Source organism: Streptococcus oralis (assembly GCF_001579525.1).
In the GTDB taxonomy this organism is placed as follows: Bacteria; Bacillota; Bacilli; order Lactobacillales; family Streptococcaceae; genus Streptococcus; species Streptococcus oralis_M.
The window spans coordinates 87,680-113,395 of record NZ_KQ970788.1 but is presented as its reverse complement, the minus strand read 5'-3'; the positions used below and the strand labels follow the sequence as shown (position 1 = coordinate 113,395).

The 25,716-nt window shown below is 40.3% G+C and carries 29 protein-coding genes; 7 read left to right on the top strand and 22 right to left on the bottom strand.

All coding sequences use genetic code 11. The features are described 5' to 3' along the window. The first annotated feature begins 265 nt into the window (after positions 1–265). Positions 266–565 carry a YbaB/EbfC family nucleoid-associated protein gene (locus tag SORDD25_RS00580; RefSeq protein WP_000981515.1) on the top strand — a complete coding sequence of 100 codons (300 nt, stop codon included), beginning with the start codon at positions 266–268 and terminating at the stop codon, positions 563–565. Between the two features lie 37 nt (positions 566–602). Here the strand turns inward: SORDD25_RS00580 and SORDD25_RS00575 are convergent, their stop codons facing one another. The 7 genes from SORDD25_RS00575 to glmU all read right to left on the bottom strand — a co-directional run bounded on the left by SORDD25_RS00575 (position 603) and on the right by glmU (position 6,586). Continuing rightward, a complete protein-coding gene (locus SORDD25_RS00575) occupies positions 603–2,366 on the bottom strand; it encodes a glycerophosphoryl diester phosphodiesterase membrane domain-containing protein (RefSeq protein WP_061852229.1) in 1,764 nt (587 codons plus the stop codon). Between the two features lie 8 nt (positions 2,367–2,374). After that, complete coding sequence (locus SORDD25_RS00570; RefSeq protein ID WP_061852228.1) at positions 2,375–2,968, bottom strand: 3'-5' exonuclease; 594 nt, start codon at positions 2,966–2,968, stop codon at positions 2,375–2,377. 81 nt (positions 2,969–3,049) lie between these two features. Further along, on the bottom strand, positions 3,050–3,544 hold the full coding sequence (rocS, locus tag SORDD25_RS00565) for a chromosome segregation protein RocS (RefSeq protein WP_061852227.1): 495 nt from the start codon (positions 3,542–3,544) through the stop codon (positions 3,050–3,052). 76 nt (positions 3,545–3,620) lie between these two features. Next, positions 3,621–4,313, bottom strand: a complete 693-nt coding sequence (locus tag SORDD25_RS00560; protein WP_061852640.1) for a 5'-methylthioadenosine/adenosylhomocysteine nucleosidase — start codon at positions 4,311–4,313, stop codon at positions 3,621–3,623. Between the two features lie 15 nt (positions 4,314–4,328). Further along, entirely contained in the window at positions 4,329–4,640 is a 312-nt protein-coding gene (macP, locus tag SORDD25_RS00555; protein WP_000517873.1) for a cell wall synthase accessory phosphoprotein MacP, read from the bottom strand. 11 nt (positions 4,641–4,651) lie between these two features. Next, positions 4,652–5,197, bottom strand: coding sequence for an NUDIX hydrolase (locus tag SORDD25_RS00550; RefSeq protein WP_061852226.1), 546 nt, complete (start codon positions 5,195–5,197; stop codon positions 4,652–4,654). 9 nt (positions 5,198–5,206) lie between these two features. Then, on the bottom strand, positions 5,207–6,586 hold the full coding sequence (glmU, locus tag SORDD25_RS00545) for a bifunctional UDP-N-acetylglucosamine diphosphorylase/glucosamine-1-phosphate N-acetyltransferase GlmU (protein WP_061852225.1): 1,380 nt from the start codon (positions 6,584–6,586) through the stop codon (positions 5,207–5,209). Positions 6,587–6,741: 155 nt separating this feature from the next. On the opposite strand from glmU, the gene SORDD25_RS00540 reads away from it, so the two are divergent. The 5 genes from SORDD25_RS00540 to lysS all read left to right on the top strand — a co-directional run bounded on the left by SORDD25_RS00540 (position 6,742) and on the right by lysS (position 11,233). Beyond that, positions 6,742–7,542, top strand: coding sequence for a glycoside hydrolase family 25 protein (locus SORDD25_RS00540; RefSeq protein ID WP_001227574.1), 801 nt, complete (start codon positions 6,742–6,744; stop codon positions 7,540–7,542). A gap of 115 nt (positions 7,543–7,657) precedes the next feature. Continuing rightward, a complete protein-coding gene (locus tag SORDD25_RS00535) occupies positions 7,658–8,500 on the top strand; it encodes a DUF368 domain-containing protein (RefSeq protein WP_061852639.1) in 843 nt (280 codons plus the stop codon). Then, the gene (locus tag SORDD25_RS00530) at positions 8,500–8,982 is read left to right on the top strand and encodes an aminoacyl-tRNA deacylase (RefSeq protein ID WP_061852224.1); all 483 of its coding nucleotides are present in this window, start codon (positions 8,500–8,502) and stop codon (positions 8,980–8,982) included. The genes SORDD25_RS00535 and SORDD25_RS00530 overlap by 1 nt, the downstream gene beginning before the upstream one ends. After that, complete coding sequence (locus tag SORDD25_RS00525) at positions 8,982–9,614, top strand: histidine phosphatase family protein (protein WP_061852223.1); 633 nt, start codon at positions 8,982–8,984, stop codon at positions 9,612–9,614. The genes SORDD25_RS00530 and SORDD25_RS00525 overlap by 1 nt, the downstream gene beginning before the upstream one ends. A 128-nt stretch (positions 9,615–9,742) precedes the next feature. After that, positions 9,743–11,233: a lysine--tRNA ligase gene (lysS, locus tag SORDD25_RS00520; protein WP_049518598.1), complete on the top strand. Its 1,491-nt coding sequence runs from the start codon at positions 9,743–9,745 to the stop codon at positions 11,231–11,233. Positions 11,234–11,459: 226 nt separating this feature from the next. On the opposite strand, the gene SORDD25_RS00515 is transcribed toward lysS, so the two are convergent. The 5 genes from SORDD25_RS00515 to SORDD25_RS00495 all read right to left on the bottom strand — a co-directional run bounded on the left by SORDD25_RS00515 (position 11,460) and on the right by SORDD25_RS00495 (position 16,119). Further along, positions 11,460–12,299, bottom strand: a complete 840-nt coding sequence (locus SORDD25_RS00515; RefSeq protein WP_061852222.1) for an amino acid ABC transporter substrate-binding protein — start codon at positions 12,297–12,299, stop codon at positions 11,460–11,462. 15 nt (positions 12,300–12,314) lie between these two features. Continuing rightward, the gene (locus SORDD25_RS00510) at positions 12,315–12,944 is read right to left on the bottom strand and encodes an amino acid ABC transporter ATP-binding protein (RefSeq protein WP_000891743.1); all 630 of its coding nucleotides are present in this window, start codon (positions 12,942–12,944) and stop codon (positions 12,315–12,317) included. A 10-nt stretch (positions 12,945–12,954) separates the two neighbouring features. Then, positions 12,955–13,596 carry an amino acid ABC transporter permease gene (locus tag SORDD25_RS00505; RefSeq protein ID WP_061852221.1) on the bottom strand — a complete coding sequence of 214 codons (642 nt, stop codon included), beginning with the start codon at positions 13,594–13,596 and terminating at the stop codon, positions 12,955–12,957. 137 nt (positions 13,597–13,733) lie between these two features. Continuing rightward, positions 13,734–14,963 (bottom strand): tetratricopeptide repeat protein, encoded by a 1,230-nt coding sequence (locus SORDD25_RS00500; protein WP_061852220.1) that lies wholly within the window; start codon positions 14,961–14,963, stop codon positions 13,734–13,736. After that, complete coding sequence (locus SORDD25_RS00495; protein WP_061852219.1) at positions 14,953–16,119, bottom strand: AI-2E family transporter; 1,167 nt, start codon at positions 16,117–16,119, stop codon at positions 14,953–14,955. The genes SORDD25_RS00500 and SORDD25_RS00495 overlap by 11 nt, the downstream gene beginning before the upstream one ends. Positions 16,120–16,263: 144 nt before the next feature. Between SORDD25_RS00495 and SORDD25_RS00490 the strand changes: the two genes are divergently transcribed. Next, entirely contained in the window at positions 16,264–17,277 is a 1,014-nt protein-coding gene (locus SORDD25_RS00490) for a lactonase family protein (protein WP_061852218.1), read from the top strand. 35 nt (positions 17,278–17,312) lie between these two features. On the opposite strand, the gene SORDD25_RS00485 is transcribed toward SORDD25_RS00490, so the two are convergent. The 10 genes from SORDD25_RS00485 to SORDD25_RS00440 form a co-directional block, all read right to left on the bottom strand. Beyond that, positions 17,313–17,732 (bottom strand): F0F1 ATP synthase subunit epsilon, encoded by a 420-nt coding sequence (locus tag SORDD25_RS00485; protein ID WP_000068035.1) that lies wholly within the window; start codon positions 17,730–17,732, stop codon positions 17,313–17,315. Positions 17,733–17,742: 10 nt separating this feature from the next. Then, entirely contained in the window at positions 17,743–19,149 is a 1,407-nt protein-coding gene (atpD, locus tag SORDD25_RS00480) for a F0F1 ATP synthase subunit beta (protein WP_049536478.1), read from the bottom strand. Positions 19,150–19,341: 192 nt separating this feature from the next. Further along, positions 19,342–20,220, bottom strand: coding sequence for a F0F1 ATP synthase subunit gamma (locus SORDD25_RS00475; protein ID WP_000301229.1), 879 nt, complete (start codon positions 20,218–20,220; stop codon positions 19,342–19,344). Between the two features lie 15 nt (positions 20,221–20,235). After that, positions 20,236–21,741, bottom strand: coding sequence for a F0F1 ATP synthase subunit alpha (gene atpA, locus SORDD25_RS00470; RefSeq protein WP_061852217.1), 1,506 nt, complete (start codon positions 21,739–21,741; stop codon positions 20,236–20,238). A gap of 14 nt (positions 21,742–21,755) precedes the next feature. Beyond that, a complete protein-coding gene (locus tag SORDD25_RS00465) occupies positions 21,756–22,292 on the bottom strand; it encodes a F0F1 ATP synthase subunit delta (RefSeq protein WP_038806143.1) in 537 nt (178 codons plus the stop codon). Continuing rightward, positions 22,292–22,786 (bottom strand): F0F1 ATP synthase subunit B, encoded by a 495-nt coding sequence (gene atpF / locus SORDD25_RS00460; RefSeq protein ID WP_000558543.1) that lies wholly within the window; start codon positions 22,784–22,786, stop codon positions 22,292–22,294. The genes SORDD25_RS00465 and atpF overlap by 1 nt, the downstream gene beginning before the upstream one ends. Positions 22,787–22,799: 13 nt before the next feature. Then, on the bottom strand, positions 22,800–23,513 hold the full coding sequence (gene atpB / locus SORDD25_RS00455; RefSeq protein ID WP_000392868.1) for a F0F1 ATP synthase subunit A: 714 nt from the start codon (positions 23,511–23,513) through the stop codon (positions 22,800–22,802). Between the two features lie 34 nt (positions 23,514–23,547). Next, a complete protein-coding gene (locus SORDD25_RS00450) occupies positions 23,548–23,748 on the bottom strand; it encodes a F0F1 ATP synthase subunit C (protein WP_001054555.1) in 201 nt (66 codons plus the stop codon). A gap of 231 nt (positions 23,749–23,979) precedes the next feature. After that, positions 23,980–24,291 carry a CHY zinc finger protein gene (locus SORDD25_RS08985; protein WP_081103619.1) on the bottom strand — a complete coding sequence of 104 codons (312 nt, stop codon included), beginning with the start codon at positions 24,289–24,291 and terminating at the stop codon, positions 23,980–23,982. 14 nt (positions 24,292–24,305) lie between these two features. After that, on the bottom strand, positions 24,306–25,592 hold the full coding sequence (locus SORDD25_RS00440; protein WP_061852215.1) for a peptidase U32 family protein: 1,287 nt from the start codon (positions 25,590–25,592) through the stop codon (positions 24,306–24,308). Positions 25,593–25,716: the final 124 nt, after the last annotated feature.

Genomic DNA, 25,716 nt, shown 5'->3' with positions numbered 1-25,716 from the left:
AATTAGGTTATCCTCTATATTATACACTTAACGTTCGGTTAACATAGAGTTCTTTAGAATATAATACAAACCTTAAAGAAAACTTAAATGATATTATTTGTTTAGCAAAGAATACTAGGTGTGCTTAGTAAATTTCTTAAAAGTTGTTTGAGGGACTCATTATAAATGTTCATATATCTCATGAATTAAACAAATAATAGACTTTTGCACCTAAAATTGATAAAATAAAAAGGAAAATAGTAGAAAAAGGAAACTGTAAACCGCCATGATGAACATGCAAAACATGATGCGCCAAGCACAAAAACTTCAAAAACAAATGGAACAGAGCCAAGCAGAACTCGCTGCCATGGAATTTGTTGGAAAATCAGCTCAGGACCTTGTCCAAGCAACCCTAACTGGAGACAAAAAAGTTGTCAGTATTGACTTCAACCCAGCAGTTGTAGATCCAGAAGATCTCGAAACCCTTTCTGACATGACTGCGCAAGCAATTAACGCAGCACTTGAACAAATTGATGAAACGACTAAGAAGAAACTTGGTGCTTTCGCTGGAAAATTGCCTTTCTAATCCATAAGAAAAGAGAAACAAATGTTTCTCTTTTTTCTTAGAAGTCAAAAAATCCCATGGCTTTCTTTAAGAGTAATTCCGTATATTCCGGATCGTCTTGAGCCATTGTGACTTGTGACTGGACCATTTCAAGATCATCCGTTATCATGCCATCTGCGCCGAGGCGAACGGCTTTATCAAATGCCTCAGAACCATTTACGGTCCAAACGTAGAGTCTCTGATCAGTTGTCCAGAGTTTATTGACAAAGTATTCATCCAAAGTTGAGTACTCCATAGTGTAACCAGTCGCCTTGGTTCTTGGGAAGATACTGTTATAGGGGAGAATGAAGTAAACTGGAATTTCAGAATCATAAGTCAACACCTTATCAATCACATGATAGTCTAGTGATTGTATCTGGTGCCCATATTTCTTGATAGTCGCCCCATACTTTTCGAGGAAATGGTCCATCATTTGTGGACTATCTTTTTTACTGGTTTTAATCTCAATCAGCAATTTTTGGTTTAAAGCATTTGCGCGTTCTAAATAATCATCAAAACTTGAAATCTTTGTTTGATAACCATTCTCGTAAATATCTGTATTTGTTAATTCATCCAGAGTCAAATCTTGCGGTGTAGCATTAATACCTGTTAAATTTTTGAGGTTGGCATCGTGCATCATCACGAACTGACCGTCTTTCGTTTCCTGCACATCCATTTCGATGAGATCTGGTTTTAGTTGAGCTGTTTTTTCTAAAGACTGCACAGTATTTTGAACACCGTTTTTATTACTTACTCCTCTGTGCGAAATCACTAAAGGTGTATTGGTATCCGGAGATTCCAGATAAACGTAGCCTTCTATGGCAAAAATGATACTTGCACACCCCATGACACCCCATCTCATCAGATGATCTTTCTTTCGCCTTGGCATAATCTCTAGCTCTTCTCCTGTCAGAAAGGAAACAAACTTCACTAGGAAATAAGTCAGGGTCATGTAATGGAAATTTTTAATCAGGACAAAATTAATCACACCGAGAATCAAGGATTCTTTTTGAGTTAAATTATCCATCAATGCTTGCGCAAAAAGCAAGGGAATTAACAAACCAAAAAAGAAGAGATAGGTTTTAATGATAATGAGTAAGAGATGCCAAGAGAAGAAAAGGACGTTTTTCTTCGTCTTTTGGAGACTATATTTCACACTTTCTCTTACTGTCTTTCTTTCAAAGAGAATCTTAGGAAGGGCAAACATGAAACGAACAGAAATGTAGAGAAAGATCCAAGCGGATGCTATGTTCAACAGCCCTACTAGCCAGTTCTTATCTTCTAGATATGTAACGATAAAATCGGGGATAATAATCTTGTTGAGATAGTAGATTTTTAAAATTTTCCTAATAAAAGGGAAAAGCAAAGCAATGTAAAAAAAGACAAAGGCCATCTTACAAAAGCTCAATCGCTTAACGAATAAAAAGCTCTGGTGAAATACTTTTCTACTGTACTCTATTAAAGTTCTCTTTTCATGATAGAGAAGATGGCGGGCCCCGATAAACAAAAGACAAATCTGGAAATAAGCAACCAGGAGATTGATTGCAATTAAGATGAGAAAGGCTAAACTGATAAAAGGCGAGCCTTGTATAATCGCCCAAAAGTTATTGTAGGAGATAAACAAGTAACCTGTTTGTCTGAGTAACATTCCTGCAATCCATGAATTTAATGGCAACCAGACAAACTCAACCATCATAAATATCAGGAAAAATAGAAATAAAATCTTATCTAAGTTATAGTATATCTTCCTAAAACCTAGCTTTTTAGGTTTTTCAGGTTTCATAAGCACTCCTAGTCTAAAAATTGGGATAAATCTGAGCCACCAAAAGGATTATTCATTGAAAAACTACTCTGGTCTTCTATTAATAGCTTTCCTTCATCTGATTCCAAAAAAGCTTCGTAGACACGCGCCGTCATGCGGGCATCCTCTAAACTGTTATGAGACTTCCCGTGAAAGCCTAAAAAATTCGCTACAGTTTGCAATTTAAGGTTGGCTATCCCGTGTAAGTCAGAACTACGACGTTCAAAAGCCTCCTCATATAGATCAACCTTATACTGGTCACGATAATCAATACCATGCTCCAAGAGAATAGGCAAATCACTCTTAGCTGCATTGTAACCAACGATAGGTAAGTCGCCAACAAATGCCTGAAAGTCCTTTAAAACTTGTTCTACCTTTGGCGCATCTTTCAAGGTTTCAGCCGTGATTCCAGTCAAACCATTGATAAAACTCTTTAAAGGGGCTGTAGTATGAACATAAGAGTCAAAAGCAGCACTTTCTTGTCCATCTTGAAAGCGGACTGCTGATACTTGAATTAAATGGGTGAACCCCTCGTGTTGATTGAATTCCAAATCAAAGGCGATATAATCTCTTAATTTTTCCATTATTTACCTCAATTACTACCCAAACTAAACTATAAATAATAAAAGAAGCCATTAGGTTAGTGAGTAACCCAAACAGCTTCTTTATTTTCCTCCAAAAAGGCGAGCAAAAAAGCCTTTTTTGCTTGCTTGGACTTCTTCTTTTGCTTGGTCCAACTCGAGTTTCAAGGTTTCTTGATCCTTCATCGCTTGAAGAGTTAACTGTTGCTGTTGGTCCAACTGTTTGTCCTTTTCAGCAATCTGGCGGTCTTTAATGCGCATCTGTTCATCTTTTTCTGATAACTGGCGGTCTTTTGCCTTGAGCTGCTCATACAAACGAAGAATTTCAGCATTTTTCTCATCGACCAAGATTTCCATCAGTTCACGTTGTTTGACATCATCACTGACAGGCTCATCTTCAAAAATTGTTTTTTTATAGATTTCTTCTAGCTTGATCAAGCCACTTCGAGTAACTACAGTTACACCTTTGTCATTTTTTTTCGTGTCCTCTTCTGGAAGTTCTTTGACACGATTGTTGATTGCTTGACGAGATAGTCCTAAGACCTCTGCAATCTCACTGACGGTCATTTCAATACTCATAATATCCTCTGAAACGTTTTCTAGCTTTTCTTTATTTAAATCTTATCATAAGCTAGATAAACTGTCAAATTTCCGCTTAATCTAAGGCCTTTAAAAAGGCTAGTAAGACTTGGGCAGAACGACGTCCAGCTTCGATAATAAACTCATCAAAAGAGATAGAGGCTTCGTGATTGGCATTGTCACTCATGGCACGAATGACTAGAAACGGTAAATTAAGAGACTGAGCCGCTTGAGCAATGGCTGCACCCTCCATTTCAACTGCTAACACATCTGGAAAGTGGGATTTGATACTAGCAATCTTATCATCTCCAGCTATAAAACTGTCCCCTGTAGCAATCAATCCTAGGTGCCAGTTCTGTTCTAATTTAGATAAATTCTCTTTAATCCTAGCGATAAACTTCTTATCAGATTCAAAGTAAAGAGGTTGACCAGCCATTTGGCCATAAGCATAGCCAAAAGCAGTCACATCCACATCATGATAAGCCAACTTATCCGCAATCACGACATCTCCAACAGCAATCCCTTCAGCAAGAGCACCTGCAGATCCTGTATTGATGATGGCTTCTACTTGGAAATGGTTAGCTAGAACAGCTACACTCATAGCCGACATGACCTTCCCAATCCCACTCTGAACTAGAACGACTTCTGTATTGCCAACAGAGCCAGTGTAGTAAGTATTTCCGAGAATTTGGACTTCTTGAGGTTTATCCAAATTCTGAGTTAAATATACGAGTTCTTCTGGCATGGCAGCAATGATTCCAATTTTCATTTCAAGTCCTTTCAATTACAAGAGTTTCATTGCCAACACTAACAAAATCAAAAGTAGGATGACTGCAAACAAGATGCGATTGAGTTTCGAATTAAAAACATTTCTCTTAGTGTTCTCAATGCGGCGACTCTTATGAATTGTTGGTTCTACTTCGATTGTAAGTGTATCTTGACTAAAACCGTGGTCTCTAGAGCGTGAATAACCAAAATGTTGTGAAGACGTTGGTAGGATCTTTGTTTCCTCATCATCTTGAAGAGGTGGTCCTGAGATTTTCTCACCTCGGTTGGCACGTTCAATCATTTCGTCTGTTAATAAAGGTTTTCCCATGGGTTTCTCCTCTATTTCTTTTGTAGTTCCCAGTACTGGATCGCCATAATAGTTTTGGCATCACAGATATGACCTGACTGGATCAGGTTTTTGGCTTCCTCTAGGTTTACTTCTAGGACTTCCAAAGTTTCATCATCATCTTGTGGGCGAGGATTTTCCACCTTGACCAAATCACTAGCAAGGTAGAGTTTTAGTTTTTCATTACAAAATCCAATCGCAGAATAGAAATCGTACAACAGTTCTAACTTACCATTGTAGGCAACTTCTTCTTCCAATTCACGAAGCGCCGCTACCATTGGATCAGCATTTTCACCAAGTTCTAGTTTACCAGCAGGAATCTCATAAGAAACCGCCTCGATAGCCTTTCGGTATTGCTTAACGAGAACGATTTTGTCTTCGGCTGTCACAGCTAGTACACAAACAGCTCCATTGTGAAAAATCAAGTCACGTTGGGCAGTCCCCTTTCCTTCTGGTAGTTCCACCTGGTCTTGTACTAGTTTGAAAATAGGACCTTGATAGATTTCCTTCCGACTAATCGTTTTTTCTTCAAATTCCATGACAAACTCCTACTGGTTCTTTGGATGATGAGGTAAGCGTGTTGCGTACTCGTCTTTGTTAACTTGTCGTCCACGGCCGATAGCAATGGCATCAGCAGGAACATTCTTGGTAATGGTTGAACCCGCTCCAACCAGAGAATTATCCCCAAGTTCTACAGGAGCAATAATAGTTGAGTTTGATCCAACAAAGACATTATTGCCAATGACAGTTTTGTATTTATTTTTGCCATCGTAGTTGACTGTAATAGTTCCTGCACCAAAATTAACGTTGCTACCCACTTCACAGTTTCCAATATAAGTCAAATGACCTGCCTTGGTATTTTCACCGATTGAAGATCCTTTTACTTCAACAAAGTTTCCAATGTGAACTTGAGCAGCCAGACTTGAACCTGGACGAATATGGGCATAAGGACCAACTGTTACACCGTCCTCAACACTACTTTCCTCGATCATAGAGTTGGTAATCACGGCTCCAGCTCCAACGGTACTATCTACGATATAAGTTCCATTTGTTAAAATAGTCTCCGCACCAATCTTCGTTTGACCTTTTAAGGTAACGTTGGCTTCGATTTGGACTTCGGGAGCAATCTCAACATCAATATCAATGTAAGTTGCTTCCGGATTAACAAAGCTAACACCATTAACCATGTGCTTTTGATTGATACGGCGACGCATCACTGATTCCGCAGTCGCAAGAGCTACACGGTCATTTACGCCAAGACTTTCATCAAAATCCTTGAGAGTATAGGCACCAACCTTCTCACCCGCATTACGGAAAATACCAATCACGTCAGTAATATAATACTCACCTTGGGCATTGTTGGTGTTGATGTTTTTAAGGGCTTCAAAAAGACGTTCATTGTCAAATACATAAGTTCCTGTATTGATTTCCTTAATTTGCTTTTCAAAGTCTGTGGCATCTTTCTGCTCAACAATACGAAGAACTTCAGCATTATCGTTACGGACGATACGACCATATCCAAAAGGATCAGCTGCTTCAGCTGTTAAAATCGTCGCCACATTTTTGTGGTTGATATGGAAATCCAAGAGGTTTTTCAAACTTTCACCTGTAATCAGAGGAGTATCCCCAGCAATAACCAAGGTGTGGCCAGTACGATTTTGGAGAATAGGCTCTGCCATCATGACAGCATGCCCAGTTCCTAGTTGTTCTGATTGGGTAACAAAGTCTGTCTGACCGGCTAATACTTGCTCAACCAGCTCTGCCTTGTGACCAACTACAGTAACTGTTTTTTCAGGTTGAATAGCACCAACACTACGAAAAACATGTTCCAACATCGAAATTCCAGCTACTTTGTGAAGTACCTTTGGAAGATCTGATTTCATGCGAGTACCTTTACCCGCAGCTAAAATAATGGCATAATTTGACATAATCTTCTCTTTTCTCTAGAAATTCCCTTATATTATACCATAATTTAGTTTCTTAGGAGTAAACAAACAGAAAAATAGGGAAAAGACGCCCATTTATTCACTTTTGCCGATGTTTTCTTTGATTTTTTTATCTATTTACGTTAAACTATTTAGGTATGAGAAAAAAGATTCATCCAGCTATTATTTTTACTTTATTTACTATATTTATAGCTATTTTGATCCTCAATAGACCAACTTATGAAGACCATCCTGTCAAGTCAAAACCCAATGCAGTCCAGGTTGAAAATCAGGCCTTGCATAACCTTGATAAACCTATTATTGACGTCTCTGGTTGGCAAAGACCTGAGGAAATCAACTACGATACCTTGTCTCAAAATATTTCAGGTGTTATTGTTCGCGTCCACAATGGGGCTCAACATACTGAAAAAAATGATGCGGCTTATGCCAATGGTATTGATAAAGCCTATAAAAGTCATATTACAGAATTTCAAAAGCGTAATGTCCCAGTTGGAGTCTATGCCTATCTAGCTAGCCCCAGCAAGGAAGAAATGGAAAAAGCCGCTGAAGTTTTCTATAATGCTGCTTCTCCATACAACCCTAGTTACTATTGGTTGGACGTGGAAGAAAAAACAATGTCTGATATGAATGAAGGGGTTGAAGCCTTTCGTGCTAAACTGGAATCTTTAGGTGCTAAAAACATCGGCATCTATATTGGAGTTTACTTCATGCAAGAACACAGTATCAATACAGATAAGTTTACTGCTATTTGGATTCCTTCCTACGGGACAGACTCTGGTTACTTTGAAACAACACCCAATACCAGTTTAGACTACGACCTCCATCAGTATACTTCAAAAGGAAGAATTGCTGGATTTGAACATCATTTAGATATTAATCTCATTTCTACCTTGAAGGAAAAAGAAGAAACCTTCAGAAAACTATTTTTAAGACCATAAAACAAGTGAAAATCGTAACTTTTTCACTTGTTTTTTCATTTTTTTGCCGTCTGTGTTATATCTGTGTTATAATTGTTAGAATAGAGAAGAATTTTATGAAATTGAGGATTTTATGATGTTTTCATGGATTGCAAGAGTTATTAAAGGAATCGTCATCGCCTTAGGATTTATTCTACCTGGAATTTCTGGCGGTGTTTTGGCAGCTATTTTGGGAATTTACGAGCGAATGATTAGCTTTCTGGCTCATCCTTTTAAGGATTTTAAAGCGAATTTCCTATACTTTATCCCAGTAGCAATCGGGATGTTGCTAGGCATTGGTTTGTTTTCTTATCCAATCGAGTATCTGCTAGAAAATTACCAGGTCTATGTTTTATGGAGTTTTGCTGGAGCTATCATCGGTACAGTTCCAAGTCTCCTTAAAGAATCTACTCGAGAATCTGATCGTGATAAGATTGACCTAGTCTGGTTCTGGACCACCTTTATCCTTTCAGGTGTCGGGCTCTACGCGTTAAATTTTGTTGTTGGTTCTCTCGGTGCTAGTTTCGCTAGTTTCATCTTAGCGGGTGCTCTTTTAGCGCTTGGTGTCTTGGTGCCTGGTTTAAGTCCGTCAAACCTACTCTTGATTTTAGGGCTGTACGCTCCAATGCTAACTGGTTTTAAGACCTTTGATTTATTCGGTACTTTCCTTCCTATCGGAATTGGTGCAGGTGCAACCCTCATCATTTTTTCAAAATTAATGGACCACGCCTTGAACAACTACCACTCGCGTGTGTATCACTTCATCATTGGGATTGTACTGTCAAGCACTCTCTTGATTTTGATTCCAAATGCTGGAAATGCTGAAAGTATCCAATACACTGGACTTTCTATTGTGAGCTATGTTCTCATCGCCTTCTTCTTTGCGCTTGGCATTTGGCTTGGTATCTGGATGAGTCAATTGGAGGATAAATATAAATAATGGCAAAGAAAGTTAAGATTAAAAAAAACTTGGTCGAACAAATCTTGACCAAGGCGGGTATTGACCATACTGGTATTCAAATCAACGCGCTTGAGGGTGAACTTCCTTCGGAATATGATCGAACTCACATCTTTAAAACCTTGGCGCTATTAGGAGACAAAACGGGGCCAATCATCGGAATCGTTCCCATAACAGAACACCTCGCTGAGAAAAAACTAGCAAAGGTTTCTGGTAATAAAAAAGTGAGTATGATTCCACAAAAAGATTTGGAAAAAACGACAGGCTATATTCATGGGGCTAATAACCCTGTCGGCATTCGCCAAAAACATAATTATCCTATTTTTATTGATCAAAAAGCCTTGGATTTGGACCAAATGATTGTCTCTGCTGGAGAAGTCGGGCACAGTATCATCATCCGACCTCAAGACTTAGCCAGCTTTGTAAAAGCAGATTTTGCTGATCTCTTGGAGGAAAACAACTGATGAAACTCTACTTTGTCCGTCATGGTCGCACCGTCTGGAATCTTGAAGGACGTTTTCAAGGTGCTAGCGGTGACTCTCCCCTTCTTCCAGAGTCCATTGACACACTAAAACAACTGGGGCAGTATCTTAAGGAAATTCCTTTTGATACAATTTATTCTAGTGATTTACCCAGAGCAGTTAAGTCTGCTGAAATTATCCAGAGTCAACTCCAATCCCCTTGTCCTTTGAAGAGCATTCCTGACCTACGTGAATGGCAACTTGGCAAACTAGAGGGATTAAAAATTGCTACGCTCAATGCCATCTACCCACAACAAATCAAGGCCTTTCGCTCTAATCTGGCTCAGTTTGATACGAGGATGTTTGAAGCCGAATCTCTCTACTCTACGACTCAGCGAACCATTCAGTTTATCAAATCTCTGAAAGAAAGTCCGGCTGAAAGAATTTTGATTGTCGGGCATGGGGCAAATCTCACTGCTAGCCTACGCACTCTCTTAGGCTATAAAGAGGCTCACCTTCGCAAAGATGGAGGCTTGGCCAATGCTAGTCTGACAGTTTTAGAGACCGATGATTTTGAAACCTTCACTCTGGAAAGATGGAATGACACTTCCTATCAAGAAAATAATGGAACTTGATCTTAATAGTCAAGTTCTTTTTAGTTTTCAAAGAATATCCGTGAATTTCTCTGCTATTTATGATAAAATGGGAGTATCGCAAAAAATGACTCATCGTATCAAATTTTGAGTAAAATTAGGAGGAACCCATGTCTACAGAACATATGGAAGAACTAAATGACCAGCAGATCGTTCGCCGTGAAAAAATGGCTGCGCTCCGTGAACAAGGAATCGATCCCTTCGGAAAACGTTTTGAACGCACTGCTAACTCTCAAGAACTTAAAGATAAATTTGCAGAACTTGATAAAGAACAACTACATGAATTAAATGAAACTGCTACTATCGCTGGACGCTTAGTAACTAAACGTGGTAAAGGGAAAGTCGGCTTCGCCCATCTTCAAGACCGAGAAGGTCAAATCCAAATCTACGTTCGTAAAGATGCTGTTGGTGAAGAAAATTACGAAATCTTCAAAAAGGCTGACCTCGGTGACTTCCTCGGTGTCGAAGGTGAAGTCATGCGTACAGATATGGGAGAACTTTCTATCAAGGCAACTCACATCACTCACTTGTCTAAAGCACTTCGCCCGCTTCCAGAGAAATTCCACGGTTTGACAGACGTTGAAACAATTTACCGTAAACGTTACCTTGACTTGATTTCTAACCGTGAAAGCTTTGAACGCTTTGTTACTCGTTCAAAGATTATCTCTGAAATCCGTCGTTATCTTGATCAAAAAGGTTTCCTTGAAGTAGAAACACCTGTTCTTCATAATGAAGCCGGTGGTGCTGCTGCTCGTCCATTTATCACTCACCACAATGCCCAAAACATTGACATGGTGCTCCGTATTGCGACTGAGCTTCACTTAAAACGTCTTATCGTTGGTGGTATGGAACGTGTCTATGAAATTGGCCGTATCTTCCGTAACGAAGGAATGGATGCTACTCATAACCCTGAGTTTACTTCTATCGAGGTTTACCAAGCTTATGCAGATTTCCAAGATATCATGGACTTGACGGAAGGTATTATCCAACACGCTGCTAAGGCAGTTAAGGGTGATGGTCCAGTAAACTATCAAGGGACTGAAATCAAAATCAACGAACCATTTAAACGTGTTCACATGGTGGATGCTATCAAAGAAATTACTGGTGTAGATTTCTGGCAAGACATGACTTTTGAAGAAGCAAAAGCTATAGCTACTGAAAAGAAAGTTCCAGTTGAGAAACACTATACTGAAGTTGGCCACATCATCAACGCTTTCTTTGAAGAATTTGTTGAAGAAACCTTGATTCAACCAACCTTTGTCTACGGACATCCAGTAGCTGTCTCTCCACTCGCGAAGAAAAATCCTGAAGATGAGCGCTTTACTGACCGTTTTGAGCTCTTCATCATGACTAAGGAGTACGGTAATGCCTTTACTGAGTTGAACGACCCAATCGACCAGCTTAGCCGTTTTGAAGCTCAAGCTAAAGCTAAAGAACTTGGTGACGACGAAGCAACTGGCATTGACTACGATTACATCGAGGCTCTTGAATACGGTATGCCACCAACAGGTGGTTTGGGTATCGGTATCGACCGTCTCTGCATGCTCCTCACTGATACAACCACTATCCGTGATGTATTGCTCTTCCCAACAATGAAATAATACTCTTCTAAAATCTCTTCAAACCACGTCAGCGTTACCTTGCCGTAGATATATATTCCTGACTTTGTCAGTCTTATCTACAACCTCAAAAAAGTGTTTTGAGCAACTTGCGGCTAGCTTCCTAGTTTGCTCTTTGATTTTCATTGAGTATAAGCTCTTATCCTCTGGTACTTGCCGGGGGATTTTTCGATATAAAAAGAGACTGAGGAAAACTCAATCTCTTTTCTTATTCTTGATTTTTAACTTGACTGGTGGCTACATCTTCCCCAAACCATTTCTGGCTGATTTCCTGAAATTTTCCTTCTTGGTACAGTGAGATAAAGGCTTGGTTCAATGCTGCTAGCAATGTTTTATCAGCAGGTCTAACACCCACTGCAAAAGCTTCACTTTCAAATCCAGCTGAAAAGACATTGTAGTCATTTAATATTCCTTCAGACTGGAGATAATAATTGGCATATACCCGGTCAATCAACAAGGCATCAATCCGATCATTTTTCAAATCAATCAAGGCTTCATTGAAACTTTGGTATTGATTAGCCTTCTGGTCTTTCACTCGATTCTTGAGTAGTTCGGGTTGTCCCTCAAAATTCAAATAGCCAGAAGATCCAGCCTGGGCCCCTAAAACTTTGTCAGTCATATCCTGAACTGAGTGGATGTTTTGAGACTTTTTAGAGACCAAAACTTGTTGATTTTCCATGTAAGGAATGGTAAAAACAACCTTCTCTTTCCGTTCATCTGTTGCTGTATAGCCATTCCAGATGGCATCAATAGTACCATTTTGTAGTTCGGTTTCTTTCATATCCCAGTCGATGGGTTGAAATTTAATCTGAATTCCTAGCTTTTCAGAGACAGCTTGGGCTAGGTCAATATCAAAACCTGTATACTGGCCATTCTTTTCCTCAAATCCCATGGGAACAAAGGTATTGTCAAATCCAATGGTAATGCTTCCCTGTTTTTGATATTTGGCCCAATTATCCTGATTTGGATCACTTGCCTTCTGAGTACAAGCCGTCAGGAAGAAGCTAAAGAACAGAGCAAGTACAAGGGCAATTTTCTTTCTCTTCATAGGCACCTCCTAGTCCTACTTTGGATCAACCTTAAGGATCTGATCAGCAATGTTTTCTGCAAACTGAAGATCGTGGGTCACAACAATCTGAGTCATCCCACGCTCTTTATTTTGAAGGATAAGTTTTTCTACTTCTAATCGCAATTCTGGGTCTAAGGCTGATGTAGGCTCATCATATCCAATAATTTCTGGGTTTATCATCATAGCGCGAGCTAAAGCCACCCGTTGTTTTTGCCCACCTGAAAGTGAGAACGGAAAGGCATCTGCGTGCCCAGCTAACCCAAGCTGTTCTAACAAACCACGCGCCTTCTTCTCAGCAACTTCCTTGTCCATACTCATCGTTTTTATGGGCGACAAGGTTAAGTTATCTAGAACTGACAAATGCGGAAAGAGTTGAAAATCTTGGAAAACAAATCCCAGAAGATTGCGCTTTTCTAGTTCGTCTATAGCTAGCGATTCGCCGTTATAGTAGATTTCTCCAGAATCGATGGTTTCCAGTCCAGCTAGCATACGTAACAAGGTAGTCTTTCCTCCTCCAGATGGACCTACGATTGCAAGGATTTGCTTTTCAGGAATTGATAGGCTGAAATTGGTTAAGATTTGTTTGCCACCAAAGGCCTTGTTAATGTTTCGTAATTCTAACATAGCAATCCTCCTATCTGTAATAACTGTACTTCTTCTCAAGTCTTTTCGCTACAATGGTTACAAGACCAATCATGATTAAATAAATCGCTCCAGCTAAAAACATAGGAACAAGACTGGTATCTCGATTGGCTGCTGTCCGACTTGCCAAAATCAAATCTGAAATCCCAAGGGCATAAACCAATGAAGTATCCTTGACCAAACTCATAATTTCATTAAAGACGCTCGGTAAGACAATCTTTGTAACCTGAGGCAAAATAATATAGCGCACTGTGTCAAATGGTCTAAACTTCAAGACCTTAGCAGCCTCGTACTGCCCCTTTGGAATGGTTTCAATCCCTCCACGAAAAATTTCAGCAAAGTAGGCAGCATAGTTCAATACAAAGGCAATCACAGCAGCAGGCAAACGATCTAAACGAATCCCAATGCTAGGGAGAACATAGTAAATAAAAATTAATTGCAAGAGCAAGGGAGTCCCTCGCATCACCCAAATATAAAGGTCAATCAGATAATGGAGGGGTTTCCAGCGGACTTGTAAAGCAAAGGCAACGACAATACCTAATGGAATTGAAAAAATTAAAACCAGAGCAAAGACTTGAAGTGTCATACTTGCACCGTTCAATAAACTTGGTAATATCTCAAACATATAAGACATACTGCACCTCCTAAAAATTATTGTTCCTATTATAGCATAAATAAACAATTTAGCAAGGGGTTTTTGTAAAAAAATTCTATTTTTCAAAAAAACGTATCTGCCAAATTGACGGATACGTTCTTTTAGAGATATAACTTTTAAAGTGTCTCTAAGAGTTCTTGCATTTGAACATCATCTGGAACGAGTTTTAAATATGTTTCAGCTTGTACTTTGGCTTCTTCAAAATACCCCAATTCACGCAGGAGATAAGTATACTGCTCCAGAAACTCAGGATTATCCCTGAGATCAGACGATAGTTGTTGATAGAGTTCATAGGCCTTATCTAAATCCTCGATTTCCTGGTAAGAACGTGCAATCATCCACTTGGTAAGGAGATTTTCAGGTTCGTGACTTTGGAGAGTGATGATATCTTCATACCGTTCTTGTTCCATATAAATGGTTGCAAGGCGAAGGAAAATTTCTTCTGTATCCTCTGCATCTTCTTTAGCAGTAAGGAGAAACTGCTCTGCACTACTAGGTTCATGCAATTCATACGAAAACTGTGAAGCAGCTAGTAAGAGCCGAGTTTCAAATGGATTTTTCTCCAAACCTTGTTTAGCGATACGAAGTGCATCTTCCACCTGATGTTCCTTGTGCAAGGCTTGACTATAACCATACTCATATCCTTCAAAATCAGGTGAGATGGTATCAATCTGCTTAAAGTAAAGAACAGATTTTTGATACTCTTCCTGATCAAAGTAAAGACTAGCTAGTTCAAAGGCAGTTTGATCATCGTATTCTAGTTCTATAGCTTTCTCTAAGAATTCAGTTGCAGCTTCAAACTTGCCTAACTGGGCATAAGCGTAACCAATTCGTTGATAGGTTGAGACACCCGTTTGCTCATAGATAGAGCGATTGTCTAATTGAGCATAACCCTGAATAGCTTCCTGATAATTCCCTAACTCGCTATCCAACTCAGCCAAACCAAAAACTAATAAGGCATCGTCTGAGTAGTTTAGGGCTTCCAGTAACTTTTCACGCGCTACATCTGTCAATCCTTCCAACTGATAGAGGTCTGCCTTCAAGGCCAAGGCCGATACGTACCAGTCACTTTCGGGTGTGATTTCCTCAAGGTAAGCAAAGGCTTCCTCAACATTGCCATCCTCACTAGTAATGCTTGCTAAATTCAGATTCACTTCTGGAAATTCTGTAACGATATGTTGGTAAATTTCTTTTGCTTGAGGATAAAAGCCAACTCCCTCTAGATAGTTTGCTAGTTCGTAAAGAACCTCACTTGAATCTGTTTCGAGGGCTTCGTGAAAATACTGATCCGCTTTGGTTAAGTCTTGGTCATCCAAAGCCTGGAGCATGCGTTGACTATTGTTCACTATTGATTTCCTCCCCTTCTTCTTCATACAAACCGCTGACTTTCTTATACCAGTTAAAGATAGCTGAGATAACGACCTTGGCAGAGGCATAGACTGGGATTCCCAGCAAGACTCCCCAAATACCAAACATGGATCCTGAAGTTAGGAGAACAAAGAGGACATTGATCGGATGGATATTTAGCTGGCTACCTAAAATAAGTGGAGAAACGAAGCGACCTTCAATCGTTTGTTCAACAATAAAGACAATAATTACTTTCAAAAGCATGACAGGTCCTGCTATCAAGCCCAAAACCAAAGCAGGCAACATCGCTAGAAAACTACCTAGATAAGGTACTAGATTAAGGATACCAGCCGTGATCCCCAGAGTCACAGCATATCTGAGACCAATAATCTTAAAGAAGATAATAAACATAATTGCCACGATAATAGCAACTGTAACCTGCCCTCTAACATAGTTTGATAACTGTTTATTAACATCTGACAAAACTTGTCCAACAGGCTCTTTTAACTTGTTTGGGATGAATTTAGTTAGGTAATCCCGCAAGCCTTTCCCATCTCTTAAAAGATAAAAGAGCATAAAGGGGACAATAATAACCGCTACAATGACCTGGGAAACACTACTGATAAAGGCGCTAACCCAGTTAACAGCTTGAGAAGAGATTTTGCTGGCCCACATGGTTGCTTCACTAGAAACATTGGCAAGAACCTGCTCCAACTGTGGTCTAAAATCATCTGGCAAGCGTTTGGTTACAAGGTCATTGATCACCTTATCAGCATCTTCCAGGTATGTCGGCACATTCTTCGCAAAATTTAAGACTTGACGTTGCAGATTAGGAATTGCGACTGCCAGCCCCCAAATGATAAAGAGTCCAATAATAACAAAAACAACACTAATGGCAAGGACACGATTGATCTTGTGCTTCTCCATCCAGTCAACAATCGGATTGAGGAGGTAATAAAGTAAACCAGATAAAATAACTGGCAACATGACAACTCCTAAAAAGTCCAATACCGGTAAAAAGATAAAACTAATCTTACTTAGAATATAAATATTTAGCCCCAGTAACAAGGTTACTAAAAATACAGTGATGGCTTTATTGTCTAAAAACCACTTAAAAAACCAAGATAGGCTAAAATGTTTCTCTTTATGTTCCATAAATACATCCTTTCTGTCATTCTCTCATTATACCATTTTTAGACTAAAATAACTCTTTTTTAAAGTGCTTACATGAATGAATCTAGTGCTTCATGACTGCCATTTTGTGGTATAATGAACTTATCATTATTAAGAGGTATGGACATGAAAGAAACTGTTTATTTTGGAACTTACACTCGTCGCTTATCTAAAGGGATTTACAAGGCAGATTTTGATACAGAAACAGGCCAGCTTGAAAATCTTGAACTCTTTGCTGCTGAACCAAGTCCAACCTACCTTGCCTTTGACCAACAGCAACACTTATACACTGTAGGGAGCCAGGATGGCTTAGGTGGAATCGCTGCATATAAGACAGATGGCGCTTTGCTAAATCATGTGGTTGAAGAAGGCGCTCCCCATTGTTATGTGGCAGTGGATGAAAAGCGTGGTCTCGTTTATGGGGCCAACTATCATAAGGGTCAAGTTCTGGTTTATAAACGTCAAACGGATGGTAGCCTCATCCAAACAGATCTAGATCAGCATAGTGGGCAAGGTCCTCATGAAAACCAATCTTCCCCACATGTACACTTTACGGATCTAACACCCGACCAGTATCTCGTCACCTGTGATCTAGGAACAGATGAGGTAACAACCTATGATGTTAGTCCAGAAGGAAAACTAAATAAACTCTACACTTATCACAGCCAAACTGGAGCAGGTGCACGCCACATCGTTTTCCACCACCACTATAAGATTGCCTATCTCATCTGCGAACTTAATAGCACGATAGAGGTCTTGATTTATGATGGGGTTGGTGAATTTGAACGCATGCAAGTTATTTCAACCTTACCAGATGGATACGAAGGTTTTAATGCTACTGCTGCTATTCGTCTTTCAAAAGATGGCAAATACCTCTATGCATCCAACCGAGGTCATGATTCCATTGCAGTCTATACAATTCTAGCTGATGGTAGTTTGGAATTATTAGAGATTGTTCCAAGTCACGGTAAAACACCACGTGATTTTGATATCACACCTGATCAGGAATTTTTGATCGCTGTTCACCAAGATTCTGATAATGCAACGGTCTTTAAGCGCAATCCTGAAAGTGGTCGTCTTGCAGAGCTTTCTAACGACTTCCATGTCCCAGAAGCAGTTTGCATCAGTTTTTCTCACTAAGATAAAAAAATGAACTTGAGTTTCAAGTTCATTTTTTATAGTTTATTTCTAACATTAATACGGTTAATGGCACGTTGAAGAGCAATCTTAGCACGTCGTTCTTGGTCTATTAAGTGCTTTTCATGGGCTTCTTCGATTTCTCGTTCGGCGCGAAGTTTGGCACGTTCCGCACGACTGATATCGATATCACGAGCACGCTCTGCTGAGTCGGCTACAATGGTAATAATGTCATTGGCAATCTCGATAATCCCTCCGTTCACTGCAATCCAGTTTACATGAGTATCATCATCGATTCGCTTTACCTTTACTTCATCAACCGCTAAAACCGCAATCATATTTTCATGTCGTGGCAAGATCCCCATCTCACCATCCAGAGTTCGAACCGATACAAAGCTGGCATGGTGATCATAGACGAGGCCATCTGGTGTCACGATCTGGACAGTTAACTGAGCCATAGGTCACCTCTTAAAATCCCATTTTCTCTGCCTTAGCAATGACGTCTTCGATTGAACCGACACCACGGAAGGCATCTTCTGGTAGCTGGTCATATTTCCCTTCAAGGATTTCCTTAAAGCCACGAACCGTTTCCGCTACTGGTACATACGAACCAGGTTGGCCAGTAAATTGCTCCGCAACGTTGAAGTTTTGTGACAAGAAGAACTGGATGCGGCGGGCACGCGCAACCAAGGTTTTTTCTTCATCAGAGAGTTCATCCATACCAAGGATAGCAATGATATCTTGCAATTCATGGTAACGTTGAAGAACACGTTTAACTTCCGCAGCTACAGCATAGTGCTCCTCACCAACAATCTCAGGTGCCAAGGCACGAGAGCTTGAAGCAAGTGGGTCAACGGCTGGGTAAATCCCCAACTGTACCAACTTACGTTCCAAGTTAGTCGTTGAATCCAAGTGAGCGAAGGCTGTTGCTGGCGCAGGGTCAGTATAGTCATCCGCAGGCACGTAGATAGCCTGGATTGAGGTTACAGAACCCTTCTTAGTTGACGTGATACGCTCTTGCAATTGACCCATCTCCGTTGCAAGTGTTGGTTGGTAACCAACGGCTGACGGCATCCGACCCAAAAGGGCAGATACTTCTGAACCAGCCTGAGTGAAACGGAAGATATTGTCAATAAAGAGAAGCACATCTTGGCCTTCTACATCACGGAAGTATTCGGCGATGGTCAAACCAGTAAGGGCAACACGCATACGGGCTCCTGGTGGCTCATTCATCTGACCAAATACCATGGCTGTTTTCTCGATAACGCCTGATTCTTTCATTTCCCAGTAAAGGTCGTTCCCTTCACGAGTACGTTCTCCAACACCGGTAAATACTGAAATACCACCATGTTCTTGGGCAATGTTGTGAATCAATTCTTGGATCAAGACGGTTTTACCAACTCCGGCACCACCGAAGAGTCCAACTTTCCCACCTTTAAGGTAAGGGGCAAGAAGATCGATAACCTTGATTCCTGTTTCCAAGATTTCAGAAGAGGTAGACAACTCATCAAAAGTCGGAGCTTTTTTATGAATTGGCTGACGCTCAGCGTCTTCAGCGAAAGGAGCATCCAAGTCAATGGTATCTCCCAAAACATTGAAGACACGTCCCAAAGTTTCTTTACCTACTGGAACCGAGATTGGACGACCTGTGTCCAAAACTTCCATTCCACGAGTCAAACCATCAGTTGATTCCATGGCGATCGTACGGACCATACCATCACCCAACTCCAAGGCTACTTCAAGGACGATTTTTGTTTTTCTTTCGTCATTCTTGTAGACGACAAGTGCATTGTTAATCTCAGGAAGTGTTTCCCCTGCTGCAAACAAGACGTCTACAACGGGTCCAATAACCTGAGCAATTTTACCTGAACTCATCTCCTTCTCCTATTCTATATAAGATACTGTCGGTTCCTAGCTCAACTAGGTCCTAATACTCTTTGAAAATCAAATTCAAACCACGTCAGCGTCGCCTTACCGTACTCAAGTACAGCCTACAGCTAGCTTCCTAGTTTGCTCTTTGATTTTCATTGAGTATAAGTTCATTTTCATACGAGCTGAACTAAAGCCTTATTCTAAGGCGCTAGCACCTGCTACAATTTCTGTAATTTCTTGTGTAATCGCCGCCTGTCTGGCACGGTTATACTGGATTGTCAAATCATTGATGACTTTCTTGGCATTATCAGTCGCTGTCTGCATAGCTGTCATACCTGCGGCATTTTCAGCTGTCTTGGCATCGATAATAGCCCCGTAAATCATACTTTCAGCATACTGTGGCAACAATTGCTCCAAAATTTCTTCTCGGCTCGTTTCCAACTCAAAGGTCAAGCTATACTCTTCATCCGCTTCATTTGGATCCAAGTCAACAATCGGAAGCATTTGTTCCACACGCATTTGACTTGTGAGAGTATTGACATGATGGTTGTAGCAGACGTACAATTCATCAAAAAGTTCGTTTTGGTACATCTCAATCGTTTTTGAAATAATTTTACGAACTTCATCAAAACTAGGTTGATCTGCCAAGCCACGTAGTTCGTAGATTGGCTGAATACCACGAGCCTTAAAGAAATCAGCTCCCATACCACCAATACAGATTATCTCAAAATCTTTACCATCTGGATGGTATTCTTCTTTCAACTCCATAACAGCTTTAAGGATGGAAGCATTATAACCTCCAACCAAGCCACGGTCTGAAGTAATAACGATATAGCCTGTTTTCTTAACTGGGCGACTGATGAGCATCGGATTGGTTGAACCACCAGATCCGTTACCATGCAGAATATCCGTCAAAAGCTTACGAACTTTCTGAGCGTAAACTTGGAAGTTGCGCGCTGCTTCTTCAGAGCGACCTAACTTGGCAGCCGATACCATTTGCATAGCATTAGTGATTTGACTCGTATTTTTGGTTGAGGCGATTTTTGTTTTAATATCATTTAGAGATACTGCCATCTGACACCTCTATTCTTATTGGAAGCTGGATTGATTGAGAAACTCTGTAATCGCAGCATCCAAGACTGCTTCTTCTGGCAAGTCTTTTGTTTCACGAATGGTTTCCAAAATCTCTGGATAATGAGCATCAAAGAAAGTATGGAACTCTTCCTCAAAACGAACAATGTCATCTACAGGAATCGTATCCAAGAAACCATGTGTCAAAGCATAGAGAATGGTTACTTGTTTCTCAACAGGTAGTGGTTTATGAACAGGTTGTTTCAATACTTCCACAGTACGACGTCCACGGTTCAACTTAGCCTGTGTTGCTGCATCCAAATCGGAACCAAACTTAGTGAAGGCTTCCAACTCACGGTATGAAGCAAGGTCGATACGAAGTGTACCAGCTACTTTCTTCATAGCTTTAATCTGAGCGGAACCACCTACACGGGATACAGATGAACCCGCATCGATGGCTGGACGAATACCCGCATTGAAGAGACCATCACCAAGGAAGATTTGTCCGTCAGTGATAGAAATCACGTTGGTTGCGATATAGGCAGAGATATCTCCTGCTTGTGTCTCGATAAATGGTAGGGCTGTAATAGATCCACCACCAAGCTCATCAGAAACTTTAGCTGAGCGCTCAAGCAAACGACTGTGAAGGTAGAAAACATCCCCTGGGAAGGCTTCACGACCTGGTGGACGACGAAGCAAGAGGGAAAGTTCACGATAAGCGACCGCTTGTTTTGAAAGATCATCATAAACAATCAAAACATGCTTGCCTTGGTACATAAACTCTTCTGCCATAGCAACTCCGGCATAAGGAGCTAAGAAGAGCAATGGAGATGGTTGTGAAGCAGAAGCTGTCACAACGATTGTGTAGTCCAAGGCACCGTACTGACGAAGTGTTTCTACTTGTGTACGGACAGTTGATTCTTTTTGTCCAATCGCTACGTAGATACAGATCATATCTTGACCTTTTTGGTTCAAGATTGTATCAATCGCAATAGTTGTTTTCCCTGTCTGACGGTCACCAATAATCAACTCACGTTGACCACGACCAATCGGTACAAGGGCGTCAATAGCTTTCAAACCTGTCTGCAATGGTTCTGATACAGACTTACGTTGCATAACGCCAGGAGCTGGCGCTTCTACTGGACGAGTCTTTTCAGTATGGATATCACCAAGACCATCAACTGGACGACCAAGTGGGTCGACAACACGTCCGATTAGGCTGTCCCCCACAGGTACTTCCATGATTTTACCTGTACGGCGAATGGTATCACCCTCACGAATATCTGTAAAGTCTCCAAGGATGATAATCCCAACGTCTGTAGACTCCAAGTTTTGCGCCATCCCATAAGAGCCGTTTTCAAAGATCAACAACTCTCCACTCATGGCATTTTCAAGACCGTGAGCACGCGCAATCCCGTCCCCGATATAGGTTACAACACCTGTTTCAGACACATCAAAATTGGGTTTGAAATTTTCAATTTGTTGCTTAATTAAAGCGCTGATTTCTTGTGCGTTAATTGCCAAAAGAACACCACTTTCTATTTCAAATTTTCTTTAACAACTCGAAGTTGTTGTTTAATACTCACATCAATTGTCTTGTGATTAGCAAAAATGACAAAACCACCAATGAGTCCTTCATCAATTTGTTCTTTAATACTCCGTACTTTCAGAGACATTTTTTTCTCTATCAAGGGAAGCAAACGTTCCTTCTGTTCGTCCGTTAAAGGATGAGCTGAAGAAATCGTGACTACAAAATGATTGGTTTCTCTTTCAAGACGATTCAAACAATCAACAATGATATCATAAAAAAGATTTGCTCTGTGATTGTAAATCAGAACCTGAATAAAGTTTTGCATTAAAGGTGAGACAGAGTCTTGAAAGAAACCAACTGTTTTTTCCTTATCTGACTCATCAACTGCCACCTGAGCTAAAAAAGAAGGTAAGCCCGTTTCTTCTGCGACTTGCTTGATCTGATCCAAGTCTGAAAAAATCCGGTCCTCTTCTCCTTTTTCAATCACTAATTGGACAAAAGGCATGCTGTACTTTTCAATTACCTTTGCTGTTTTCTTGTCCATTAGGCTTCTCCTAGCTGATCGATATACTGATCAATGAGTTCCTTATGAGCATGACTGTCAAGATTTTTTGAGATGATTTTACCAGCGAGACTAATCGTCAAATCTGCCACCTCGCCCTTAACACTTTGCAAAGCTTCAGCTTTATTCTGAGCAATTTCTTGATTCGCCTTCTCTTTTAAGCGACCTGCTTCTACTTTAGCATCTGCCAGAATATCTGCTTTACTCTTCTCTGCTGTCTCTTTAGCATTTTCAATGATTGTTTTGGCTTCGTTGCGACTACCAGCCAATTCATCTTCACGTTTTTGGGCAAGAGTTTCTGCTTTTTGACGAGCTTGTTCAGCTCCATCAATATCAGCAGCAATTTTATTTGCCCTTTCTTCGAAGACACTTGTCAAGTTTGACCACGCATATTTCTTAACTAAGACAATCAAAAGGATAAAAGAGCCAGCGATTAAAATAAAGTTACCAATTAATTCACCTACTGTTACGTGCATCTGTTACTCCTTTCTACTCTCCATCATTAATTTTATTTCCTAGATACATAGAAGACAAGACTGTGAATACATAAGCCTGAACACAGGAAATAAACACAGAAAACGCCGTCCAGACAAGATTGGTAACAAATGCGACTGGATACCAATAAAGAGCCTGATGAGAAAGTGTGATCAGCAAACTAGCCATCACTTCTCCGGCAAAGATATTTCCGAATACCCGCAAAGCAAGTGATAGGAAATTCGTGACTTCTTCAAGGAGATTCATCGGTGTCATAAAACCTGGGGTAACAAAGCCTTTCAGATACTTTTTAACACCACGGCGACGAATTCCTTCTATATGGGTCATCAGGATAATTCCAAATGACAAGGCCAAGTCAAATTGAAGATTGGCAGTTGGCGATGTCCAAAGGTTTGTCCCATCTGTAGTTTGAAGTTTCGCCATCAAACCAAGATTGTTTGCGATCACCATAAAAAGAAATAAACACAAGTAAAAGAGTGAGTAATCTTTCATGTACCGTGAGCCTACATTAGGTTCAGTAAATCCGACTACGAAGTCATAGAGATACTCCAGTACATTTTGCTTTCCTTTGGGTTTCACAGTCATATTCCGACTTGCCCAATAGATAAAGCCAAAAATAACGACTACTGACAGTAAGGTCAATACTGTCAAGGTCAAATCAAAGGTAACAGGACCAATATTGATGGTTGGATTGATACTTTCTTCCATCTAAAATCCTCCCTTTTCCATTTTATACTTCTCTTTATTTGATGATAAATGAAAATACGAGAGTTACAAAGAATGTTCCTTCGATAAAGGCAATCCCCATGATCATTAAGCTACGCAATTGTGGAATGATGTCTGGTTGGCGAGCAGCTGATTTGAACAAACCGTTCATCAACATACCTTCTGCAAGGGATACACCCATACAGGCAAGACAAAGACCGAAAAATGTTAAATTCATGATGAATTCTCCTTTTATTTAAAATTTACTTACTTAGTTTAGTCCTAAAATTTTGATTTGTCAACTTTTTACTTACGTTGAAAGCGTTTCAGATAATATATTTCTATTTTTGCTATTTTTACACTATTCTATAGAAAGTTTTTCCATTTTAGATTGCGAGTTTTTCTTGATTTTACTATATTTTCTGAAACAAACTGAAAAATCCAAGTTTGAAACTTGGATTGATTCATTTTATTTAAAATAGTAGGAATAGTGTTGTTTACAACCTGGATTAAATGGAGCACTGCAGTAAGGACAAGCCATCTGCTTTTGGTATTCTTGGAAAGTCATTGTCCTCTTACAAGCCCCACATAAAATTGGTCGATCCTCAGAAAGCGCCAAGGGATAGGGCGAAAACAAATGCGTTTCCACAGCATTGTGGCACTGATAACAAGCATAGTATTTTTTACACTCATAACACTGGAGGGAAACGATGTCCTTTTCGCTATGATAATGAACACATCTGCCTTCATCATCAACTAACAAACCTTGTGCTTGATTCATTCACTTTTCCTTCTCTAGGTACGAACTGTGACGCTGGTTCCATCTTCCTTATAGAGATTGATAAGACCTTCCTTGAGAGCGCGGACCATGTCCCCAGCTTGAACAGGTTGTGGAACCTTAATGGTCAAGAGTTCCATTGGATTTGGGGCGCGGTCGATTTTATTGTCCTTGGCATCATGAAGATCTTGGATATAAGTCTCAAAATGACGGAAACCTGGCCCATAAAACTCCACTTGGTCGCCTTCGTTTATGACATTTCGTTGACGAATGGTTGCCGTTTGGGTCGCATCATCATACGCTACCACTTCAGCGACAAACTTGTATTCAGGAATTTTACGACGAGCGCCAAATAACTGTTCGTTTTCTGTAGGTGTACCATAGTAGAAACCTGTTGCCAATTCACGTTGAGCAACTTTCCACATCTCGTCCACCAAGTCTTGTTTGATGGCTTCAAATTTTTGTGGGCTTTCAAGGTAAGCATCCACAGCCGCCTTGTAACAGTTGGTCACAGTTGAAACATAGTGAATAGATTTCATACGGCCTTCAATCTTGAGACTGTCTACACCGTTTTCAATCATATCTGGAATATGGTCAATCATGGACATGTCAACAGCTGACATTGAAAATTCTTCTGGAATTTCACCTTTAAGACTCTTACGTTCTTGACCAAAGGGCATGTCGTAAAGATCGTATTTCCAACGACAAGACTGAGAACAGCCACCACGGTTGGCATCACGCATACTCATGTGGTTTGAGAGTGTACAGCGACCTGAGTAGGAAATACACATGGCTCCATGGACAAAGGCCTCAATTTCTACATCAGTGCGTTTGCGAATCTCTGCCAATTCTTCCATTGAAACTTCACGAGCCAAAACCACGCGAGTTAGACCAAGTTCTTTCCAGAACTCTAAAGTTTCATAGTTCGTCGCACTGGCTTGGGTTGAAAGGTGGATTTCAAGACCTGGTGCTTCGGTTGCTGCAATCATAATCAAAGCCGGATCTGACACGATAACTGCGGCAATCCCGATGTCACGTAACTTACGGAACCATTCTCCAGCACCAGCTTCGTTTCCTTCGTGCATAACCATGTTAGCAGCCACATAGACCTTGGCACCGTACTTAGCAGCAAACTGGACTCCTTCTTCCATCTGTTCAAAAGTGAAGTTTCCAGCACGGCTACGAAGACCATAGGCTTGCCCACCGATAAAGACTGCGTCCGCACCATATTGAACAGCTACTTTCAGCTTCTCTAAAGTTCCTGCAGGTGATAAAACCTCAGGGCGTTTTAATGTTTTTGTCATTTTTTCTCCTATTTGCAATATAAAAGTTTGACGTTTTTCCTTCTCATTTTATAGTAAATAAGCAATAAAATCAAGCCTAGACAGATTGTTTTGACAATTCTAATCTTTTAAGAAAACAAAAAAC

Coding starts and splice junctions, on each gene's coding strand:
- SORDD25_RS00580 (WP_000981515.1), top strand. CDS start 266: ATGATGAACATGCAAAACATGATGCGCCAAGCACAAAAACTTCAAAAA.
- SORDD25_RS00575 (WP_061852229.1), bottom strand. CDS start 2,366: ATGAAACCTGAAAAACCTAAAAAGCTAGGTTTTAGGAAGATATACTAT.
- SORDD25_RS00570 (WP_061852228.1), bottom strand. CDS start 2,968: ATGGAAAAATTAAGAGATTATATCGCCTTTGATTTGGAATTCAATCAA.
- rocS (WP_061852227.1), bottom strand. CDS start 3,544: ATGAGTATTGAAATGACCGTCAGTGAGATTGCAGAGGTCTTAGGACTA.
- SORDD25_RS00560 (WP_061852640.1), bottom strand. CDS start 4,313: ATGAAAATTGGAATCATTGCTGCCATGCCAGAAGAACTCGTATATTTA.
- macP (WP_000517873.1), bottom strand. CDS start 4,640: ATGGGAAAACCTTTATTAACAGACGAAATGATTGAACGTGCCAACCGA.
- SORDD25_RS00550 (WP_061852226.1), bottom strand. CDS start 5,197: ATGGAATTTGAAGAAAAAACGATTAGTCGGAAGGAAATCTATCAAGGT.
- glmU (WP_061852225.1), bottom strand. CDS start 6,586: ATGTCAAATTATGCCATTATTTTAGCTGCGGGTAAAGGTACTCGCATG.
- SORDD25_RS00540 (WP_001227574.1), top strand. CDS start 6,742: ATGAGAAAAAAGATTCATCCAGCTATTATTTTTACTTTATTTACTATA.
- SORDD25_RS00535 (WP_061852639.1), top strand. CDS start 7,658: ATGTTTTCATGGATTGCAAGAGTTATTAAAGGAATCGTCATCGCCTTA.
- SORDD25_RS00530 (WP_061852224.1), top strand. CDS start 8,500: ATGGCAAAGAAAGTTAAGATTAAAAAAAACTTGGTCGAACAAATCTTG.
- SORDD25_RS00525 (WP_061852223.1), top strand. CDS start 8,982: ATGAAACTCTACTTTGTCCGTCATGGTCGCACCGTCTGGAATCTTGAA.
- lysS (WP_049518598.1), top strand. CDS start 9,743: ATGTCTACAGAACATATGGAAGAACTAAATGACCAGCAGATCGTTCGC.
- SORDD25_RS00515 (WP_061852222.1), bottom strand. CDS start 12,299: ATGAAGAGAAAGAAAATTGCCCTTGTACTTGCTCTGTTCTTTAGCTTC.
- SORDD25_RS00510 (WP_000891743.1), bottom strand. CDS start 12,944: ATGTTAGAATTACGAAACATTAACAAGGCCTTTGGTGGCAAACAAATC.
- SORDD25_RS00505 (WP_061852221.1), bottom strand. CDS start 13,596: ATGTCTTATATGTTTGAGATATTACCAAGTTTATTGAACGGTGCAAGT.
- SORDD25_RS00495 (WP_061852219.1), bottom strand. CDS start 16,119: ATGGAACATAAAGAGAAACATTTTAGCCTATCTTGGTTTTTTAAGTGG.
- SORDD25_RS00490 (WP_061852218.1), top strand. CDS start 16,264: ATGAAAGAAACTGTTTATTTTGGAACTTACACTCGTCGCTTATCTAAA.
- SORDD25_RS00485 (WP_000068035.1), bottom strand. CDS start 17,732: ATGGCTCAGTTAACTGTCCAGATCGTGACACCAGATGGCCTCGTCTAT.
- atpD (WP_049536478.1), bottom strand. CDS start 19,149: ATGAGTTCAGGTAAAATTGCTCAGGTTATTGGACCCGTTGTAGACGTC.
- SORDD25_RS00475 (WP_000301229.1), bottom strand. CDS start 20,220: ATGGCAGTATCTCTAAATGATATTAAAACAAAAATCGCCTCAACCAAA.
- SORDD25_RS00465 (WP_038806143.1), bottom strand. CDS start 22,292: ATGGACAAGAAAACAGCAAAGGTAATTGAAAAGTACAGCATGCCTTTT.
- atpF (WP_000558543.1), bottom strand. CDS start 22,786: ATGCACGTAACAGTAGGTGAATTAATTGGTAACTTTATTTTAATCGCT.
- atpB (WP_000392868.1), bottom strand. CDS start 23,513: ATGGAAGAAAGTATCAATCCAACCATCAATATTGGTCCTGTTACCTTT.
- SORDD25_RS00450 (WP_001054555.1), bottom strand. CDS start 23,748: ATGAATTTAACATTTTTCGGTCTTTGTCTTGCCTGTATGGGTGTATCC.
- SORDD25_RS08985 (WP_081103619.1), bottom strand. CDS start 24,291: ATGAATCAAGCACAAGGTTTGTTAGTTGATGATGAAGGCAGATGTGTT.
- SORDD25_RS00440 (WP_061852215.1), bottom strand. CDS start 25,592: ATGACAAAAACATTAAAACGCCCTGAGGTTTTATCACCTGCAGGAACT.